This is a genomic window from Streptomyces sp. NPDC055749 (genome assembly GCF_053617235.1).
Map to the genome: position 1 here is coordinate 229399 of NZ_JBSHFH010000003.1, position 17957 is coordinate 247355.

The 17957-nt window shown below is 70.0% G+C and carries 17 protein-coding genes; 10 read left to right on the plus strand and 7 right to left on the minus strand.

Annotation, left to right across the window (positions count from 1 at the left end):
- Nucleotides 1–16: 16 nt before the first annotated feature.
- From frr to ACWGO0_RS03995, 7 genes are all read left to right on the plus strand, one after another.
- On the plus strand, nt 17–574 hold the full coding sequence (gene frr / locus ACWGO0_RS03965) for a ribosome recycling factor (RefSeq protein ID WP_073726823.1): 558 nt from the start codon (nt 17–19) through the stop codon (nt 572–574).
- Complete coding sequence (locus ACWGO0_RS03970; RefSeq protein WP_453527497.1) at nt 574–1656, plus strand: phosphatidate cytidylyltransferase; 1083 nt, start codon at nt 574–576, stop codon at nt 1654–1656. The genes frr and ACWGO0_RS03970 overlap by 1 nt, the downstream gene beginning before the upstream one ends.
- Before the next feature lie 104 nt (nt 1657–1760).
- Nucleotides 1761–2867 (plus strand): 23S rRNA (adenine(2503)-C(2))-methyltransferase RlmN, encoded by a 1107-nt coding sequence (rlmN, locus tag ACWGO0_RS03975; RefSeq protein ID WP_453527500.1) that lies wholly within the window; start codon nt 1761–1763, stop codon nt 2865–2867.
- Nucleotides 2868–3111: 244 nt separating this feature from the next.
- Nucleotides 3112–4212 carry a thiamine ABC transporter substrate-binding protein gene (locus ACWGO0_RS03980; RefSeq protein WP_453527503.1) on the plus strand — a complete coding sequence of 367 codons (1101 nt, stop codon included), beginning with the start codon at nt 3112–3114 and terminating at the stop codon, nt 4210–4212.
- A gap of 56 nt (nt 4213–4268) precedes the next feature.
- A complete protein-coding gene (locus tag ACWGO0_RS03985; protein WP_453527579.1) occupies nt 4269–5882 on the plus strand; it encodes an ABC transporter permease in 1614 nt (537 codons plus the stop codon).
- 2 nt (nt 5883–5884) lie between these two features.
- Complete coding sequence (locus ACWGO0_RS03990; protein WP_453527506.1) at nt 5885–6928, plus strand: ABC transporter ATP-binding protein; 1044 nt, start codon at nt 5885–5887, stop codon at nt 6926–6928.
- A gap of 72 nt (nt 6929–7000) precedes the next feature.
- The gene (locus ACWGO0_RS03995; RefSeq protein ID WP_453527509.1) at nt 7001–7450 is read left to right on the plus strand and encodes an SRPBCC family protein; all 450 of its coding nucleotides are present in this window, start codon (nt 7001–7003) and stop codon (nt 7448–7450) included.
- Nucleotides 7451–7473: 23 nt separating this feature from the next.
- Here the strand turns inward: ACWGO0_RS03995 and ACWGO0_RS04000 are convergent, their stop codons facing one another.
- From ACWGO0_RS04000 to ACWGO0_RS04015, 4 genes are all read right to left on the minus strand, one after another.
- Nucleotides 7474–8640 (minus strand): hypothetical protein, encoded by a 1167-nt coding sequence (locus ACWGO0_RS04000; RefSeq protein WP_453527512.1) that lies wholly within the window; start codon nt 8638–8640, stop codon nt 7474–7476.
- On the minus strand, nt 8622–9359 hold the full coding sequence (locus ACWGO0_RS04005) for an ABC transporter ATP-binding protein (protein WP_453527515.1): 738 nt from the start codon (nt 9357–9359) through the stop codon (nt 8622–8624). The genes ACWGO0_RS04000 and ACWGO0_RS04005 overlap by 19 nt, the downstream gene beginning before the upstream one ends.
- Nucleotides 9360–9574: 215 nt before the next feature.
- Nucleotides 9575–10954: an aspartate aminotransferase family protein gene (locus tag ACWGO0_RS04010; protein ID WP_453527517.1), complete on the minus strand. Its 1380-nt coding sequence runs from the start codon at nt 10952–10954 to the stop codon at nt 9575–9577.
- Complete coding sequence (locus ACWGO0_RS04015) at nt 10939–11430, minus strand: Lrp/AsnC family transcriptional regulator (RefSeq protein ID WP_453527520.1); 492 nt, start codon at nt 11428–11430, stop codon at nt 10939–10941. The genes ACWGO0_RS04010 and ACWGO0_RS04015 overlap by 16 nt, the downstream gene beginning before the upstream one ends.
- Before the next feature lie 178 nt (nt 11431–11608).
- On the opposite strand from ACWGO0_RS04015, the gene ACWGO0_RS04020 reads away from it, so the two are divergent.
- Together ACWGO0_RS04020 and ACWGO0_RS04025 are read left to right on the plus strand one after the other, a co-directional pair.
- Entirely contained in the window at nt 11609–13048 is a 1440-nt protein-coding gene (locus ACWGO0_RS04020) for a gamma-aminobutyraldehyde dehydrogenase (RefSeq protein ID WP_453527523.1), read from the plus strand.
- 187 nt (nt 13049–13235) lie between these two features.
- Nucleotides 13236–14399 (plus strand): polyamine ABC transporter substrate-binding protein, encoded by a 1164-nt coding sequence (locus ACWGO0_RS04025; RefSeq protein WP_453527526.1) that lies wholly within the window; start codon nt 13236–13238, stop codon nt 14397–14399.
- A 2-nt stretch (nt 14400–14401) separates the two neighbouring features.
- Here ACWGO0_RS04025 and ACWGO0_RS04030 read toward each other — a convergent pair whose 3' ends face one another.
- From ACWGO0_RS04030 to ACWGO0_RS04040, 3 genes are all read right to left on the minus strand, one after another.
- Nucleotides 14402–15208, minus strand: coding sequence for an SAM-dependent methyltransferase (locus tag ACWGO0_RS04030; protein WP_453527529.1), 807 nt, complete (start codon nt 15206–15208; stop codon nt 14402–14404).
- 67 nt (nt 15209–15275) lie between these two features.
- A complete protein-coding gene (locus ACWGO0_RS04035; protein WP_453527532.1) occupies nt 15276–16007 on the minus strand; it encodes a glycerophosphodiester phosphodiesterase in 732 nt (243 codons plus the stop codon).
- Between the two features lie 20 nt (nt 16008–16027).
- Nucleotides 16028–17062: an adenosine deaminase gene (locus ACWGO0_RS04040; RefSeq protein WP_453527534.1), complete on the minus strand. Its 1035-nt coding sequence runs from the start codon at nt 17060–17062 to the stop codon at nt 16028–16030.
- Nucleotides 17063–17190: 128 nt separating this feature from the next.
- On the opposite strand from ACWGO0_RS04040, the gene ACWGO0_RS04045 reads away from it, so the two are divergent.
- Nucleotides 17191–17919, plus strand: a complete 729-nt coding sequence (locus ACWGO0_RS04045; RefSeq protein WP_453527537.1) for a DUF4190 domain-containing protein — start codon at nt 17191–17193, stop codon at nt 17917–17919.
- Nucleotides 17920–17957 lie beyond the last annotated feature (38 nt).

Consider the following 17957-nt stretch of genomic DNA (forward strand, 5'->3'; position numbering starts at 1 on the left):
CACGCAGGAGCACGTGGTGATCGAAGAAATCCTCCTCGAGGCCGAGGAGAAGATGGAGAAGGCCGTTGTCGTCGCGAAAGAGGACTTCGCCGCGATCCGCACCGGCCGCGCGCACCCGGCGATGTTCAACAAGATCGTCGCCGACTACTACGGCGCGCTGACCCCGATCAACCAGCTGGCCTCGTTCTCGGTTCCCGAACCGCGCATGGCCGTGGTGACTCCGTTCGACAAGACCGCTCTGCGCAACATCGAGCAGGCGATCCGTGACTCCGACCTCGGCGTCAACCCGAGCAACGACGGCAACATCATCCGTGTGACGTTCCCCGAGCTCACGCAGGACCGCCGCAAGGAGTACATCAAGGTCGCCAAGACCAAGGCCGAGGACTCCAAGATCTCGATCCGCTCCATCCGCCGCAAGGCCAAGGAGACGCTCGACAAGCTCGTCAAGGACAAGGAGTCCGGCGAGGACGAGGTGCGCCGCGCGGAGAAGGAGCTCGACGACACCACCGCGAAGTACGTCGCCCAGGTGGACGAGCTGCTCAAGCACAAGGAAGCCGAGCTGCTCGAAGTCTGATGAACGACTCTTCCTGGGGTGCCCCGCAGGGAGCGGGTTACTGGGGCGCGCCCCAGATGGGAGCCGCTCCGGCGGGTCCTGCATACGATGTGCATGACGCCCAGCAGACTCGGCCCATGCCCATCGTGCCGGACGTTCCCGACGCAGGTAGAGACGCTGACAGCCGCGACGACCGGGACAGGGAGGCCGCGCGCGTCAGCGGCCCCCTGTTCCGTGACGAGAAGCCGCAGGAGCCCATGTCCACCCCGCTGCAGCCCCCGCCCAAGAAGCGTGCCGGGCGTGATCTCCGTGCCGCCATAGGGGTGGGTGTGGGGCTCGGTGCCGTCATCGTGGCCTCGCTCTTCGTCGTGAAGGCAGTCTTCATCGGCGTGGTCGTGGCCGCCGTCGTGGTGGGCCTGTGGGAACTCACCTCCCGCCTGGAAGAGCGCAAGGGCATCAGGGCGCCCCTCGTACCGCTCGCGGTGGGTGGCGCGGCCATGGTCGTCGCCGGGTACGTGCGCGGGGCGGAGGGCGCCTGGGTCGCCATGGCGCTCACCGCGCTCGCCGTACTGGTCTGGCGGATGACCGAACCGCCCGAGGGCTACCTCAGGGACGTCACGGCCGGTGTCTTCGCCGCGTTCTACGTGCCGTTCCTGGCCACCTTCGTCGCGATGATGCTCACCGCCGACGACGGCGCGCAACGCGTCCTGACCTTCCTGCTGCTGACCGTCGTCAGCGACACGGGGGCGTACGCGGTCGGCTGGCGCTTCGGCAAGCACAAGCTCGCGCCGCGCATCAGCCCCGGCAAGACCCGCGAGGGCCTGCTCGGCGCCGTGAGCTTCGCCATGGCCGCCGGTGCGCTGTGCATGGAGTTCCTGGTCGACGGCGGCTCCTGGTGGCAGGGCCTGCTGCTGGGCTTCGCGGTCGCCGTCAGCGCCACCCTCGGTGACCTGGGCGAGTCCATGATCAAGCGCGATCTGGGGATCAAGGACATGGGCACGCTGCTGCCCGGCCACGGCGGCATCATGGACCGCCTGGATTCGCTGCTGCCGACCGCGCCCGTGGTCTGGCTGCTGCTCGTGCTTTTCGTCGGATCGGGCTGACGCACCGCGTCTGCACCCCGTCTGACCTGCAATGTTGTGAGTGAGGGCCCGTTGTCCACAGGACGGCGGGCCCTTACTCGTCTGTCTGCGACACTGGATGAACCATGCCTAATCCCGGAGAACTCACTTTTGTCGCGCCCCGCGGAGCCAAGAAGCCGCCGCGGCATCTCGCCGACCTCACGCCCGACGAGCGCAAGGAAGCAGTCGCCGCGATCGGCGAGAAGCCGTTCCGCGCCAAGCAGCTGTCGCAGCACTACTTCGCGCGGTACGCGCACGATCCTTCGGAGTGGACCAACATTCCGGCCGCTTCGCGCGAGGGTCTCGCCGAAGCGCTGTTCCCGGACCTGATGTCCGTGGTGCGGCACATCAGCTGTGACGACGACACCACCCGTAAGACCCTGTGGAAGCTGCATGACGGGACGCTCGTGGAGTCCGTCCTCATGCGCTACCCGGAGCGGGTGACGATGTGCATCTCCTCGCAGGCGGGCTGCGGGATGAACTGCCCGTTCTGCGCCACGGGGCAGGCCGGGCTCGACCGCAATCTGTCGACCGCCGAGATCGTGCACCAGATCGTGGACGGGATGCGGGCGCTGCGTGACGGTGATGTTCCGGGTGGGCCCGCGCGGCTCTCCAACATCGTCTTCATGGGCATGGGCGAGCCCCTCGCCAACTACAACCGCGTCGTCGGAGCGATCCGCCGGCTGACCGACCCCGAGCCCGACGGGCTGGGGCTCTCGCAGCGTGGGATCACCGTCTCCACCGTGGGCCTGGTGCCCGCGATGCTGCGCTTCGCCGACGAGGGCTTCAAGTGCCGTCTCGCCGTGTCGCTGCACGCCCCGGACGACGAGCTGCGTGACACGCTCGTCCCCGTGAACACGCGCTGGAACGTGCGCGAGGTGCTGGACGCCGCGTGGGAGTACGAGGCGAAGTCCGGCCGACGTATCTCCATCGAGTACGCGCTGATCCGCGACATCAACGACCAGGCGTGGCGTGGCGACCGGCTCGGCCGGCTGCTCAAGGGCAAGCGTGTGCACGTCAATCTGATCCCGCTGAACCCGACGCCGGGCTCCAAGTGGACCGCTTCGCGGCCCGAGGACGAGAAGGCGTTCGTCGAGGCCATCGCGGCCCACGGCGTGCCGGTCACGGTCCGGGACACCCGCGGCCAGGAGATCGACGGGGCCTGCGGGCAGCTGGCGGCCTCCGAGCGCTGAGGCCGGAGGGGCCCGGTGTAGCCTGGGCGCCATATTCAACTTCATATTCCGACAGGGGAGCGCCACAGCGCTGAGAGTGCGGCACCAAGGACAGGTTGGCCGCAGACCCTCTGAACCTCGCCCGGGTCATTCCGGGTAGGAAGTTCGGACCTTACTCAAGCTGTTGCGCCCTGCCCGTTTCCCGGTGATCGCCGGGGAGCGGGCAGGGCCGCGTCTCTTCCTGGTCACTTCCAGGAGGAATCACATGAGCACCACCAAGAAGATCACCGTGACCGCGGTCGCCGCCGCGCTCGGTGTCACGGCGCTCGCCGGTTGCGGGAGCTCCGACGACGCGTCCTCCGGGGGAGGGGCGAAGGGCTCGGCGTCCAAGACCGTGACGCTCGTCAGCCATGACTCCTTCAATGCCTCCGAGGATGTGCTGAAGGCGTTCACCAAGGAGACCGGCTACACCGTCAAGGTACTGAAGAGCGGTGACGCCGGTGCCGCGCTCAACCAGGAGATCCTGACCAAGGGCTCCCCGCGCGGCGATGTGTTCTTCGGTGTCGACAACACGCTGCTCTCCCGCGCCCTCGAGAACGGCCTGTTCACGCCGTACGAGGCGAAGGGCCTGGACCGGGTCGCGGCCGATGTGCAGCTGGACGCGGACAAGCACCGGGTCACGCCGGTCGACACCGGTGACATCTGCGTCAACTACGACAAGAAGTACTTCGCGGACAAGAAGCTCGCGCCGCCGCAGTCCTTCGACGACCTGCTGAAGCCCGCGTACAAGGACCTTCTCGTCACCGAGAACGCCGCCACGTCCTCGCCCGGTCTCGGCTTCCTCCTCGGCACCGTCGCCGCCTACGGCGAGGACGGCTACGAGGACTACTGGAAGAAGCTGAAGGACAACGGCGTCAAGGTCGTCGACGGCTGGGAGCAGGCGTACAACGACGAGTTCTCCGGTTCCGCCGGAGGCAAGAAGGCCAAGGCCGACCGGCCGCTCGTCGTCTCCTACGCCTCCAGCCCGCCCGTCGAGGTGCTGTACGCGGAGCCGCAGCCGACCGAGGCTCCGACCGGTGTCGCCACCGGCACCTGCTTCCGCCAGATCGAGTTCGCGGGGCTGCTGGACGGTGCGAGGAACGAGGCGGGCGGCAAGGCCCTGCTGGACTTCCTCATCGGCCAGAAGTTCCAGGAGGACATGCCGCTGAACATGTTCGTGAACCCGGTCGTCAGCGACGCGAAGCTCCCCGAGCTCTTCACGGAGTTCGGTGCGAAGGTCGACAAGCCGACGACCGTGGCCCCGGAGAAGATCGCCCAGAACCGTGAGCAGTGGGTCCGGTCGTGGTCCTCGCTCGTGGTGAAGTAGCCGGCCGCTCCGTGCGCAGGACGGCGGTACGGGGGAACGCGGTGCGGCTCGGCCTGATGGCCGTGCCCGTCGCGTTCTTCGCGCTGTTCTTCGCCTACCCCGTCGTCGCGATCGTCGGCCGGGGCCTGAAGGACGGGGGCCGCTGGCAGTTCGGCCGGATCGGTGAGGTGCTGAGCCGGCCGGAGATCGTCGACGTCCTCTGGTTCACCACCTGGCAGGCGCTCGCCTCCACCGTGCTCACCCTGATCCTCGCGCTGCCGGGTGCCTATGTGTTCGCCCGCTTCGACTTTCCCGGCAAGCAACTGCTGCGGGCCGTCGTCACGGTGCCGTTCGTCCTGCCGACCGTGGTCGTCGGGACGGCGTTCCTGGCGCTGCTCGGCCGCGGCGGTTTCCTCGACGAGCTGTGGGGGGTGCGGCTCGACACCACCGTGTGGGCGATCCTGCTCGCCCACGTCTTCTTCAACTACGCCGTGGTCGTACGCACCGTCGGCGGCCTCTGGTCGCAGCTCGACCCGCGCCAGGAGGAGGCCGCCCGGGTGCTCGGTGCCGGACGGTTCGCCGCCTGGCGGCGCGTGACCCTGCCCGCACTGGGGCCCGCAGTGGCCGCAGCCGCGCTGATGGTCTTCCTCTTCACGTTCACCTCCTTCGGCGTCGTGCAGATCCTCGGCGGTCCGGCCTACTCCACGCTCGAAGTGGAGATCTACCGGCAGACCGCCCAGCTCCTCGATCTGCCGACGGCCGCCGTGCTCACGCTCGTCCAGTTCGCCGCGGTCGGCGCGATCCTCGCCGTGCACGCCTGGACCGTACGGCGGCGGGAGACGGCCCTGAAGCTCGTCGACCCGGAACAGACCTCCCACAGGCCGCGCGGTGCCGGGCAGTGGGCGCTGCTCGGCGGGGTGCTGCTGACCGTCCTGCTGCTGATCCTGCTGCCGCTCGGTGTGCTGGTCGAGCGCTCCTTCGACGAGTCGGGCGGTTACGGGTTCGGCTTCTACCGGGCCCTCCAGTCAGCCGACGCGAGCGGTTCCACCTTCCTCGTACCGCCGCTCGAAGCGGTCTGGAACTCGCTGCGGTACGCGCTCGTCGCGACCCTCATCGCGCTCTTCGTCGGCGGTCTCGCCGCGGCGGCGCTCACCCGGCGGGCGGGGCGTCTGGTACGTGGCTTCGACGCGCTGCTGATGCTGCCGCTCGGGGTGTCAGCGGTGACGGTCGGCTTCGGTTTCCTGATCACGCTCGACGAACCGCCGCTCGATCTGCGCACCTCATGGATCCTCGTGCCGCTCGCGCAGGCTCTGGTGGGCGTTCCCTTCGTCGTACGGACCATGCTGCCGGTCCTGCGCGCGGTGGACGGGCGGCTGAGGGAGGCCGCGGCGGTGCTCGGGGCCTCGCCGCTGCGGGCCTGGCGCGAGGTCGACCTGCCGCTCGTGCGCAAGGCGGTGCTGGTCGCCGCGGGCTTCGCGTTCGCCGTGTCGCTCGGCGAGTTCGGGGCGACCGTGTTCATCGCGCGCCCCGACAATCCGACGCTGCCGGTCGCGGTGGCCCGGCTGCTGGGGCGGTCCGGGGAGCTCAACTACGGGCAGGCGATGGCCCTCAGCACGATTCTGATGCTCGTCTGCGCGGTGTCGCTGCTTCTGCTGGAACGCATCCGCACCGACCGATCCGGGGAGTTCTGACCATGCTGACACTGGAATCGGCCACGGTCCGCTTCGGGAAGCGGATGGCGCTCGACGCGGTGGACCTGGAGGTCGCCGACCACGAGATCGTCTGTGTGCTGGGGCCGAGCGGCAGCGGGAAGTCGACGCTGCTGCGGGCCGTCGCCGGGCTTCAGCCGATGGACGGCGGCCGGGTGCTGCTGGGCGGCGCCGATCAGGCGGGTGTGCCGGTGCACCGGCGGGGCCTCGGCCTGATGTTCCAGGACCACCAGCTCTTCCCGCACCGCGATGTCGGCGACAACGTCGGCTTCGGGCTGCGGATGCACGGGGCCGGGAGGGCGGAGCGGGAGCGGCGGGTCGCCGGACTGCTCGACCTGGTGGGGCTGCCGGGCGCCGGACGGCGGGCCGTCGCCGCACTGTCGGGCGGCGAGCAGCAACGCGTCGCGCTGGCCCGTGCGCTCGCGCCGAGCCCGAAGCTGCTGATGCTGGACGAGCCGCTCGGACAGCTCGACCGGAGTCTGCGCGAACGCCTGGTCGTCGAGCTCCGTACGCTCTTCGGCCGCTTGGGTACGACGGTGCTGGCCGTCACCCACGACCAGGGCGAGGCGTTCGCCCTCGCCGACCGGGTGGTGGTCATGCGGGACGGGCGCATCGCCCAGGCGGGCACCCCGATGGAGGTCTGGCAGCGCCCGGCTTCCGCGTTCGTGGCCCGGTTCCTCGGCTTCGACAACGTGGTGGACGCCGAGGTGACGGGCACGGTGGCGGACACCGCCTGGGGCAAGCTGGCGGTGCCGGAGGGGCAGTGGCAGGGGCCGTGCGAGCTGCTGGTGCGGCCGGCGGGCGTACGGGTCGGGGCCCCCGACGACGGTCTGCGGTGCACCGTGGGGGTGCGTACGTTCCGGGGGCACCACGTCTCCGTAACCCTGCACCCGGACGGCGGGCCCGTGCTGGAGGCGGAGTGCGCGCTGCGGGACACGCCGGAGGAGGGCGCCGCGGTCGGCGTGACCTTCGATGTGGCGGAGACGGTGGTCCTGGCGCCGGACGGCCGCGGGACGTCCGAGGTCTGACCGGCTGGCGGCACCCTCCGGAGCCTGGTCCCCTGTAATCGGCAGCACCGCCCGGCCGAAGGGACAGGGATCATGAACGGGTCAGTACGCGAGGGCATCGACATCACCCGTGTCTTCGATGCCCCACGGGAGCGGGTGTTCGAGGCGTGGACGACGCCGGAACGCTTCGCCGCCTGGTACGGCGGTGACGCCGACGTACCCCTCGACCGGGTGTCGATGGATGTCAGGCCGGGCGGCGAGTGGAGCCTGGTCATCGTCGTACCGGGTACGGAGATGCCCTTCCACGGGGTCTACCGCGAGGTCGTCGAACCGGAGCGGCTGGCCTTTTCGCTGAAGGACGCGAGCGCGCCGGACGAGGCGGAGGGCGAGATCGTCACCGCCACGTTCACCGGTCACGGGCGCACCACCGAGATGGTGTTCCGCCAGCGCGGCGGCAACCTCACCCCCGAGCAGTACGCGGCGGCCGAGGACGGCTGGGAGGCGTTCTTCGACACCCTGACCACGGTCCTCGCCGCGTCCTAGCCGGTTACGGCGACGCGGACCCGTCAGACGGTCAGCGGCAGCGCCGCCAGTTCCGCGACCACCCAGGTCAGCGGCGCGAACACGACCAGCAGCGCGCCCGCCCGCAGGGCGGTGGCGCTCCGCAGCGCCGAGGCCGGGGCGCCCATCCTGAGCAGCGCGTCGGCCGTGTGGGCGCGTGCCTGCTTCGCCTCGAGGGCCGAGGTCAGCAGGGTGGCGGTCGTACAGCCCAGGACGAGCGCCGCCCCGAGAGCGGTGAGGGGACCGAAGGGGCGTGGCCCCGTCCCGTACAGCGCGACGGCCGCGATTCCCCCGGACAGCACCGCGCAGACGACTCCGATCGGACGGCCGATCCGGCTCGCCTCGTCCATCAGGACCCGCCCCGCCAGCAGACGTACGGCTCCGGGGCGCACCGCCTGGAGCAGCTGCCCGCAGAGGTAGGTGAGGCCGGGTCCTGCCATGGCCAGGCCGATCGCCGTCAGGGTCCAGCCCGCCAGTACCCCGGCGGGTGTGGCGTCCAGCCGGCCCGGCAGCGGGAACGGACTGCCCGCCGCGCCCCGGCTCGCGTACGCCTCGACCGCGAGGCCGGCCGCGGTCAGGGCGACGCCCCACGGCAGACCGGACGGAGCGCGCGCCGTACCGGCCTCGTCGGCGGCCCCGGCGTCGTCGGGGGAGGGGGTCGAAGGCCGGTTGCGCAGCGCCAGCGCACTGGCGAGTGCCGAGGCCACCGGTACGAGGGCGAGCAGCGTGAGAGCGGCTGCCAGCGGCAACGGGGCGTCCGCGCCCAGCAGTTCGGCGGCGCCTCCGTCGAACGGCAGCCCGGTCAGATCGCCGCGCAGGTGGAGGAAGAAGAGCAGGGCCACCATGGAGCCGAGCGTGGTGGAGACCGCGGTCGTGACGGCGGCGAGCACGGAGAGCCTGACCGGCCCGAGTCCGATGGCGGAGAGTCCCGGACGGGGGCGGGTGCCCGGGTCCGTCCTGGCCACCGCGACGGCGAACTGGACGGTGGCCGCCAGCGGCACGAGGCACCACAGGAGCCGCAGTACCGATCCGGTGGCCTGCGCCGGGTGCCCCGAGGCGTACCCCAGGGTGCACAGCAGCAGGAAGCCGACCCCGGCCGACGCGGCGGCGACGAGCAGCCGCCTGATCAGGACAAGTGGATGCGTACCGCGGGTCAGACGGAGAGCGAGCACGCCGAGCGGCCCTCCGTATCGGGCAGGGCGGGCAGGGCGACGGTGCTGACGCGGCGGCCGTCCAGCAGGGCGACCGCGCGGTCGGCGAGAGCGGCGACCTCCACGTCATGGGTGGCGATGACGACGGTGATGCCGTGCGAGCGGGCCGCGGTCGTCAGGGTCCGCAGGAGTTGCGTGCGGTCGGCGCGGTGGAGTGCGGCGGTCGGCTCGTCCGCGAAGATCACGGACGGCGAAGCGGTCAGCGCCCGTGCGACGGAGACCCGCTGGCGCTGTGCCTGGAGCAGCGCGTGCGGACGCTTCTTGGCGAACGCGGCGATGTCGAGGCGCTCGAGCCACTCGAGCGCGGCCTTCTTCGCCGCCCGGTGCGAGGTGCCGCGCAGGAGCAGCGGAAGGGCCGCGTTCTCCCAGGTGGTCAGCTCCGGTACGAGCTGGGGCTCGGGGGCGATCCAGCCGAACCGCTCGCGGCGCAGCTGTTCGCGCAGGCGTGGGCCCATGGTGTGGATGGGGACGCTGTTGAACCAGACCTCGCCCTGCTGGGGCACCAGCTGTCCGGACAGGCAGTGCAGCAGCGTGGTCTTCCCGCTGCCGCGCGGTCCGGTCACGGCGAGGATCTCGCCGTCCCGGATGCCGATGGAGACACCACCGAGGCCGGGTGAGCCGTTGTGGGAATGATGCAGGGAACGCGCCCAGATCACGTCGTTGTCCGGCGGGGCCACCATGGCGTACACCTCGGTTCAGATCAGATTTCCCGTCCCCCGTACGGGGGAACGAAGACGCGGCCGATCGGTCACTCGGCACGGTAGGCAGCCCGGCCCGGGTGTGCGCACAGCACGCGGCCCGGATGCGCTCCTTCTCACTCGAAAGGCGTATCCGGGCCGCGTGGACCGTATGAAATGACCGCTGGAACGTCGTCAGCCAGTGGTCACTGTCGGGGTCAGAGCTTCGTCCACGCCTCCGTGAGCACGGCGCGCAGGATGCCCTCGATCTCGTCGAACGTCGCCTGGTCGGAGATCAGCGGCGGCGCGAGCTGGATGACCGGGTCGCCACGGTCGTCGGCCCGGCAGTACAGACCGTTCTCGTACAGCGCCTTGGAGAGGAAGCCGTACAGGACGCGCTCGGTCTCCTCGTCGGTGAAGGTCTCCTTGGTGTTCTTGTCCTTCACCAGCTCGATGCCGTAGAAGAAGCCGTTGCCGCGGACGTCGCCGACGATCGGCAGGTCGTGCAGCTTCTGGAGCGTCTTGAGGAACGAGCCCTCGGTGTCGAGGACGTGCTGGTTGAGGCCCTCACGCTCGAACAGGTCGAGGTTGGCGATACCGACGGCCGCGGAGACCGGGTGGCCACCGAAGGTGTAGCCGTGCAGGAAGGTGTTGCCACCCTTGTAGAACGGCTCGGCCAGGCGGTCGGAGACGATGCAGGCGCCGATCGGGGAGTAGCCCGAGGTCATGCCCTTGGCGCAGGTGATCATGTCCGGCACGTAGTCGAACTTGTCGCAGGCGAACATCGTGCCGAGGCGGCCGAAGGCGCAGATCGTCTCGTCCGAGACGAGCAGCACGTTGTACTGGTCACAGATCTCGCGGACCCGCTGGAAGTACCCGGGCGGCGGCGGGAAACAGCCACCGGCGTTCTGCACGGGCTCCAGGAAGACCGCGGCGACGGTCTCGGGGCCCTCGAAGAGGATCTCCTGCTCGATCTGGTCGGCGCACCAGCGGCCGTAGGCCTCCGGGTCGTCGCCGTGGATCGGGGCGCGGTAGATGTTGGTGTTGACCACCTTGTGCGCGCCGGGAACCAGCGGCTCGAAGGGGGCCTTCAGGGCCGGCAGGCCCGTGATGGAGAGGGCGCCCTGCGGGGTGCCGTGGTACGCCACCGCGCGGGAGATGACCTTGTACTTGGTCGGCTCGCCGGTGAGCTTGAAGTACTGCTTCGCCAGCTTCCACGCGGTCTCGACGGCCTCGCCGCCACCGGTGGTGAAGAAGACCTTGTTCAGGTCGCCCGGAGCGTAGTTCGCGAGACGCTCCGCGAGCTCGACGGCCTTCGGGTGGGCGTACGACCACACCGGGAAGAAGGCCAGCTCCTGCGCCTGCTTGTACGCCGTCTCGGCGAGCTCGTGACGACCGTGGCCCGCGTTGACCACGAACAGGCCGGAGAGGCCGTCGAGGTAGCGCTTGCCCTTGTCGTCGAAGATGTAGGTGCCCTCGCCACGCACGATGGTGGGAACGGGCGCGTTCTCGTAGTCCGACATGCGGGTGAAGTGCATCCACAGGTGGTCGTACGCGGTTCGGCTGAGGTCCTTGCTCACGGCTATCGGGTTCCCCACATATAGGTCTGCTTCTTGAGCTTGAGGTAGACGAAGCTCTCGGTGGAGCGCACACCGGGTATGGCCCGGATGCGTTTGTTGATCGTCTCCAGCAGGTGGTCGTCGTCCTCGCAGACGATCTCCACCATCAGGTCGAAGGAGCCCGCGGTCATGACCACGTACTCACACTCGGCCATGGCCGCCAGGGCTTCCGAGACGGGGTCGAGGTCTCCCTCGACATTGATGCCGACCATCGCCTGCCGGCGGAATCCCACGGTGAGCGGGTCCGTGACGGCGACGATCTGCATCACGCCCTGGTCGAGCAGCTTCTGGACGCGCTGGCGTACAGCCGCTTCGGACAGGCCGACGGCCTTGCCGATCGCGGCGTACGGACGGCGTCCGTCCTCCTGGAGCTGCTCGATGATTGCGAGAGAGACGGCATCGACGGTTGACGACGATCCGTTCCCGGTCCTGGAGTCTGCGCTGCGACTGGCCACAGACCCACCATGCACCGAGGCTCGTCTGTTTCGCAACCCCAGATCGATGAAATTCGTTGTTTGGGGACCTGGATCTCACGGAATCCGAAGTTGGCGTGCTGCGGGTATGTCGAAAGCGTCGCTCTAGCGATTAGGGTGGAGATCTCATCCATTGGACGTGTCGACAGGAGGGGTGGCTGTGACCACCGAGGTGCGCCGTCTGCGCAACTACATCAACGGAGAGTTCCGGGACGCCGCTGACGGGCGGACCATCGACGTGGTCAACCCGGTGACGGAAGAGGTCTACGCGACCTCCCCGCTCTCGGGCCAGGCCGACGTCGATGCCGCCATGGAGGCGGCAGCCGCCGCCTTCCCCGCCTGGCGTGACATCACGCCGAGCGAGCGCCAGAAGGCCCTGCTCAAGATCGCGGACGCCTTCGAGGAGCGGGCCGAGGACCTCATCGCGGCCGAGTCGGAGAACACCGGCAAGCCGCTGGAGCTCACCCGTACCGAAGAAGTCCCGCCGATGGTGGACCAGATCCGCTTCTTCGCGGGTGCCGCCCGGCTGCTCGAAGGCCGCTCGGCGGGCGAGTACATGGAGGGTCTGACCTCCATCATCCGGCGCGAGCCGGTGGGCGTGTGCGCCCAGGTCGCGCCGTGGAACTACCCGATGATGATGGCCGTCTGGAAGTTCGCCCCGGCGCTCGCCGCAGGCAACACCGTCGTCATCAAGCCGTCCGACACCACTCCGGCGTCGACCGTGCTGATCGCCGAGATCATCGGCCAGATCCTCCCCAAGGGTGTCTTCAACGTCATCTGCGGCGACCGTGACACCGGCCGCGCGATGGTCGAGCACCCGACCCCGGCGATGGCCTCCATCACCGGCTCGGTACGCGCCGGTATGCAGGTCGCCGAGTCCGCGGCCAAGGACGTCAAGCGTGTCCACCTGGAGCTCGGCGGCAAGGCGCCCGCCGTGGTCTTCGAGGACTCCGACATCGCCAAGGCCGTCGAGGGCATCTCCGTCGCGGGCTTCTTCAACGCCGGCCAGGACTGTACGGCCGCGACCCGCGTCCTGGTCCACGAGTCGATCCACGACGAGTTCGTCACCGCGCTCGCCAAGGCCGCGTCCGACACGAAGACCGGCCTGCCGGACGACGAGGACGTGCTGTACGGCCCGCTCAACAACGCCAACCAGCTGAAGCAGGTCACCGGCTTCATCGAGCGGCTCCCCGCCCACGCCAAGGTCGAGGCGGGCGGTCAGCGGGTCGGCGAGAAGGGCTACTTCTACGCCCCGACCGTCGTCTCCGGCCTCAAGCAGGACGACGAGATCATCCAGAACGAGGTCTTCGGTCCTGTCATCACCGTCCAGTCGTTCACGGACGAGGCCCAGGCACTGGAGTACGCGAACGGCGTCGAGTACGCCCTGGCCTCCTCGGTGTGGACCAAGGACCACTCCCGCGCCATGCGGATGTCCAAGAGCCTCGACTTCGGCTGTGTGTGGATCAACACCCACATCCCGCTCGTCGCCGAGATGCCGCACGGCGGATTCAAGAAGTCCGGCTACGGCAAGGACCTCTCCGCGTACGGCTTCGAGGACTACACCCGCATCAAGCACGTCATGACGTCGCTGGACGACTGACCGGCGTACCGCACAGCGGTGGTGACGGCCCCGGGCTCCTGCCCGGGGCCGTTCTCCGTCTCCCGGCCGTCCGCGCGGCATCGACAGGGTGTGCGGACCGGGCATGCCCCGCTGGACGGTTGGTCCATTGCCCGCCGTACCGCCCGACCGGCATCCTGCGCAGGTGCGAGCGATCTTGAACCACCCCATGTCCCGCCGTTCCCTGCTGCGTTCCCTCGGGGCGGGAGCGGCCGGGGCCACGCTGGCGGGCTGCGGGGTGCCCGCCGCCTACGTCGAGCCGGGCGACCGCGCGGGCCGCGACACCTCGGCCGCCGACCGCTCCCTGCACTTCGCCAACTGGCCGCTCTACATCGACACGGACGACGAGAACGAGTCCCGGCGGCCGACCCTCGACGCGTTCACGAAGCGCACCGGGATCTCCGTCACGTACACCGAGGAGATCAACGACAACGACGAGTTCTTCGGGAAGATCAGCCCGGCGCTGATGAACCACCAGAGCACCGGCCGGGACCTGATCGTCATCAGCGACTGGATGGCCGCCCGGTTCGTACGCCTGGGGTGGGTGCAGGAGATGGACCGGGCGAAGCAGCCCAACGTGGCCAGGTACCTCGATCCGCAGCTGCGTTCTCCCGCGTTCGACGAGGGACGTACGCACACCGTGCCCTGGCAGTCCGGGATCACCGGCATCGCGTACAACCGCAGGAAGCTCGGCCGCGAGATCCAGCACACGAGCGATCTGTGGGCGGACGACCTGCGCGGCAAGGTGACGCTCCTCTCCGGGCTCGACGAGTCCTTCGCGCTGCTGATGCAGGGCAACGGGGCCGACATCACCCGCTGGACGGCCGACGACTTCCACGAGATGTGCGAACAGGTCGACAAGCTGGTCAGGTCCCGGCACATCCGCCGCTTCACCGGCAACGACTACATCAAGGACCTGTCCACCGGCGATGTCCTCGCCTGCCAGGCGTACTCCGGCGATGTCATCCAGCTCCAGGCCGACAACCCGGACATCGAGTTCGTGGTGCCGCAGGAGGGCGGGGAGCTGTGGTCGGAGAGCCTGATGATCCCCAACCTCGCAGCCCACAAGCGCAACGCGGAGAGGCTCGTCGACCACTACTACGAGCCGGAGGTGGCGGCCGAGCTGGCGACCTGGGTCAACTACGTCTGCCCGGTCCCCGCCGCCCGCGAGGTGCTGGCCTCGTCGAAGGACGGCGAGACCGCCGCACTCGCGGATGACCCGCTGATCTTCCCCGACGACGCGATGCGCAAGCGCCTCGCCATCGCCAGGGACATCACCGCCGAGGAACGGTCCGGCTTCGCCAAGAAGTGGAACTCCATCGTCGGGCTGTAGTCCTACGGCTTCCGCGCCACCGCGCCGAACTGGGCGACCTCGGCGCCCCGGCCGCCCGGCTCGGGGCGCCAGCGTGCGCAGGACACGATGCCGGGTTCCAGGATGTCCAGACCGTCGAGGAACGCGGCGAACTCGGCGCGGGTGCGGGCGGTGATCGGCGGGGTGGCGTTCTCGTTCCAGAAGCGCATCGCCGCCTCGTTGCCCTCGCCGCCCAGCTCCAGCGTGGGGTGGGTGAGCACCAGATAGCTGCCCGACGGCATCGCGGCCATCAGCTTGCGTACGATCCCCAGCGCCTCACCGGTGTCCAGGACGAAGTTCAGGATGCCGAGCATCATCACCGCGACCGGCTGCCTCAGATTCAGCGTCGGCTCGACCGCGCGCAGGATCTGCTCCGGGTGGTGGGCGTCGGCGTCGATGTACTCGGTGGCGCCCTCGGGCGAGCTGGTGAGCAGCGCGCGGGCGTGCGCCAGGACGATCGGGTCGTTGTCGACGTACACGACCCGGGAGCGCGGCGCGGTGTGCTGGGCGATCTCGTGGGTGTTGTTGAAGGTCGGCAGGCCCGTGCCGATGTCCAGGAACTGGCTGACGCCAAGGTCCCCGGCCAGGTGCCGCACCACCCGGCCGAGGAACGCCCGGTCGGCGCGGGCCACTTCGCCGATGCTCGGATACATGCCGGTGACCTGGTCGCCGACCGCCCGGTCCACGGGGTAGTTGTCCTTGCCGCCCAGCCAGTAGTTCCAGACCCGGGCGTTGTGCGCGATGTCCGAACGGACGCGGGCGGGGACGGGTTCGGGGCCGGGGTCGGTCACGTCTGCTCCTCTGGTGCCGGGCTGCGGCAGCACGGGCGATGCCGCAGCGTCCATGATGCCGGACCGATCAAGGTGCCTGTGCGGCAGGGGAGTTGGCGAGCAGGCCGTGCAGTGCGTCGATACGGTTCGTGGTGATCGAGTCGACGCCGCGCTCGATGAGCCGGCGCATCGTGCGCTTGGTGTCGGCCGTCCAGACGGAGACCAGCATCCCGTCCCGGTGCACCCGGTCCGTCAGTTCGCGGCTCACCAGACCGAACCGGTAGTTCATCCAGCGCGGCTTCACGGCGTCCAGGAGCGCGGCGCGCGGCGGCGCGAGCGAGGTCCAGGTCAGTGCGATCTCGGCCGACGGATCGGCCGCCCGGACACGCAGCATCGCCTCGCCGCCCGCGCAGTAGTAGACCCGCTCGGCCGCCCCGCACTCACGGACCACTCCGACGATGTCGCGTACGGAGGCGTCTGTGCAGCCGGGCAGGTCGATCATGAGGCGGTGACCGGCGGTGGCGAGCAGTGCCTCGCGCAGCGTGGGCACGCCGCCGGCCGTCAGCTCGGTGAGCTCCTGGTGGCGGGTCCGGTCGATACGCAGGTCGTGGCCCCACAGGCGCTCCAGCGTGGAGTCGTGGAGCAGGACCGGCACACCGTCGCGGGTGACCCGGACGTCGATCTCGACCGCGTCCGCCCCGTGTTCCAGGGCGGAGCGGACCGAGAGCAGCGTGTTCTCGCGGGCGCGGTACGGGTCGCCGCGGTGGGCCACGGCGGTGACGGCGGGGGCGGTGGGGGCGGTGTTCACGGGGCGAGCCATGTGGCCATTGTGGCGGGGAGTCACCGGGCGGGGGTCTCCAGCCAGTTCGCCGTGTACGTGTCGATCTCGGCGGCCAGCGTCCGCTTGCCCGCCGGGTCCAGGTAGGACGCCTCCACGGCGTTCTTCGCGAGGTCCGCCACACCGCGCTCGTCGAGGCCGAGAAGGCGGGCGGCCACGGCGTACTCGTTGTTGAGGTCGGTGCCGAACATCGGCGGGTCGTCGCTGTTGATCGTGACGAGGACGCCCGCCTCGACCATCTCGCGGACCGGGTGCTGTTCGAGATCGGCGACCGCGCGGGTGGCGATGTTCGAGGTCGGGCAGACCTCCAGCGCGATCCGGTGCTCGGCGAGGTGTTCGAGCAGCTTCGGGTCCTGGACGGAGCTGGTGCCGTGGCCGATGCGCTCGGCGCGCAGGGCGGTGAGCGCGTCCCAGACGGTCTGCGGACCCGTGGTCTCGCCGGCGTGGGGGACCGAGTGCAGGCCCTCGGCGATCGCACGGTCGAAGTACGGCTTGAACTGGGGGCGCTCCACACCGACCTCCGGGCCGCCGAGACCGAACGAGACGAGCCCTTCAGGACGCAGGTCCACCGCGAGCCGGGTGGTCTCGGCGGCCGCCTCCAGGCCGGCCTCGCCGGGAATGTCGAAGCACCAGCGCAGGACGACCCCGAGTTCGGCCTCGGCGGCCTTGCGGGCGTCCTCGATGGCCTCCATGAAGCCCTGCTCCGGGATGCCGCGCCGGGTCGAGCTGAACGGGGTGACGGTCAGCTCCGCGTACCGGATGTTCTGGCGGGCCATGTCCCTGGCCACCTCGAACGTCAGCAGCCGCACGTCCTCGGGGGTACGGATCAGGTCCACGACCGAGAGATAGACGTCGATGAAGTGCCCGAAGTCGGTGAAGGTGAAGAAGTCCGCCAGAGCCTCCGGGTCCGTGGGGACCTTGGAGTCGGGGTGGTGGGCGGCCAGTTCCGAGACGATGCGCGGCGAGGCGGAACCGACGTGGTGGACGTGGAGCTCGGCCTTGGGCAGCCCCGCGATGAAGGGGTGCAGATCGTTCATCGGACTCTCCGGAAGTCTTGGCGGTCGGTGATTTCGGCCGGGAGCACCGGCCGCACCGATCATCGTAGGCCGGGGTCCTGCGCCCGGAGGCGGGCCGTAGCATGACGGGACCACGATGGGGGAGGCCCATGTCAGACAGCACAGAGCAACCCGGGGGCGGGCCCGCGCCGAACGATCCGTGGGCGCCGCCGGACGGCCGGGTGGAGCTGGGGAAGTCCGCCGCAGGCCCGCCGCCCGTGCACGACCAGCCGACGATCGGCGCCATGCCGGGCGTGGGCCCCGTGCCCGGCGCCGGTGGTGCGGGTTTCGGGCCCGGCGACGCGGGCGGGGGCTTCGGGCCGGGTGATGCCGGTCCGGGATTCGGGCCGGGCGACGCGTCCGTACCGCCGCCGCCGATCGCGCCGAACGGTCCGGGGCAGGCCGCCCCGCCTGCCGGGCAGTACGGCTATCCGGCCGCGCCCGTCCCGCCGTACGGCGGCTACCCGGGCTATCCCGGCTACACCGCGCAGCCCGCCTGGGGCGGTCCGCCGCCCGCGAACGGCCTCGGCACAGCGGCCATGGTGCTCGGCATCCTGGCCGTGTGCCTGTTCTGCATCTACGGGATTCCGAGCCTGATCCTGGGCGTACTCGCCCTGATCTTCGGCATCCTGGGCCGCAAGCGCGTGCAGCGCGGCGAGGCCAGCAACAGCGGCCAGGCGCTGGCCGGGGTGATCCTGGGATCCATAGGCATCGCACTCGGCGCGGCGATCATCGGCTTCTTCATCTGGCTGCTCGCCACGCACAGCGAAGAGTTCAACGACGTCAACGAGTACGACGACCCGTACGCCACATCCCTGGTCATCGACGCGGGCCGCTAGCCGCCGCACCCTCGTCGCCGGACGGACCGGAACCGGCC

Bases quoted from the DNA above. Each gene is read 5' to 3' on its own strand.
- ACWGO0_RS04035 (WP_453527532.1), bottom strand. From the start codon at position 16,007: ATGGCTCGCCCCGTGAACACCGCCCCCACCGCCCCCGCCGTCACCGCC.
- ACWGO0_RS03985 (WP_453527579.1), top strand. From the start codon at position 4,269: ATGGCCGTGCCCGTCGCGTTCTTCGCGCTGTTCTTCGCCTACCCCGTC.
- ACWGO0_RS04045 (WP_453527537.1), top strand. From the start codon at position 17,191: ATGTCAGACAGCACAGAGCAACCCGGGGGCGGGCCCGCGCCGAACGAT.
- ACWGO0_RS03990 (WP_453527506.1), top strand. From the start codon at position 5,885: ATGCTGACACTGGAATCGGCCACGGTCCGCTTCGGGAAGCGGATGGCG.
- ACWGO0_RS04040 (WP_453527534.1), bottom strand. From the start codon at position 17,062: ATGAACGATCTGCACCCCTTCATCGCGGGGCTGCCCAAGGCCGAGCTC.
- ACWGO0_RS03995 (WP_453527509.1), top strand. From the start codon at position 7,001: ATGAACGGGTCAGTACGCGAGGGCATCGACATCACCCGTGTCTTCGAT.
- ACWGO0_RS03970 (WP_453527497.1), top strand. From the start codon at position 574: ATGAACGACTCTTCCTGGGGTGCCCCGCAGGGAGCGGGTTACTGGGGC.
- ACWGO0_RS04005 (WP_453527515.1), bottom strand. From the start codon at position 9,359: ATGGTGGCCCCGCCGGACAACGACGTGATCTGGGCGCGTTCCCTGCAT.
- ACWGO0_RS03980 (WP_453527503.1), top strand. From the start codon at position 3,112: ATGAGCACCACCAAGAAGATCACCGTGACCGCGGTCGCCGCCGCGCTC.
- ACWGO0_RS04025 (WP_453527526.1), top strand. From the start codon at position 13,236: ATGTCCCGCCGTTCCCTGCTGCGTTCCCTCGGGGCGGGAGCGGCCGGG.
- rlmN (WP_453527500.1), top strand. From the start codon at position 1,761: ATGCCTAATCCCGGAGAACTCACTTTTGTCGCGCCCCGCGGAGCCAAG.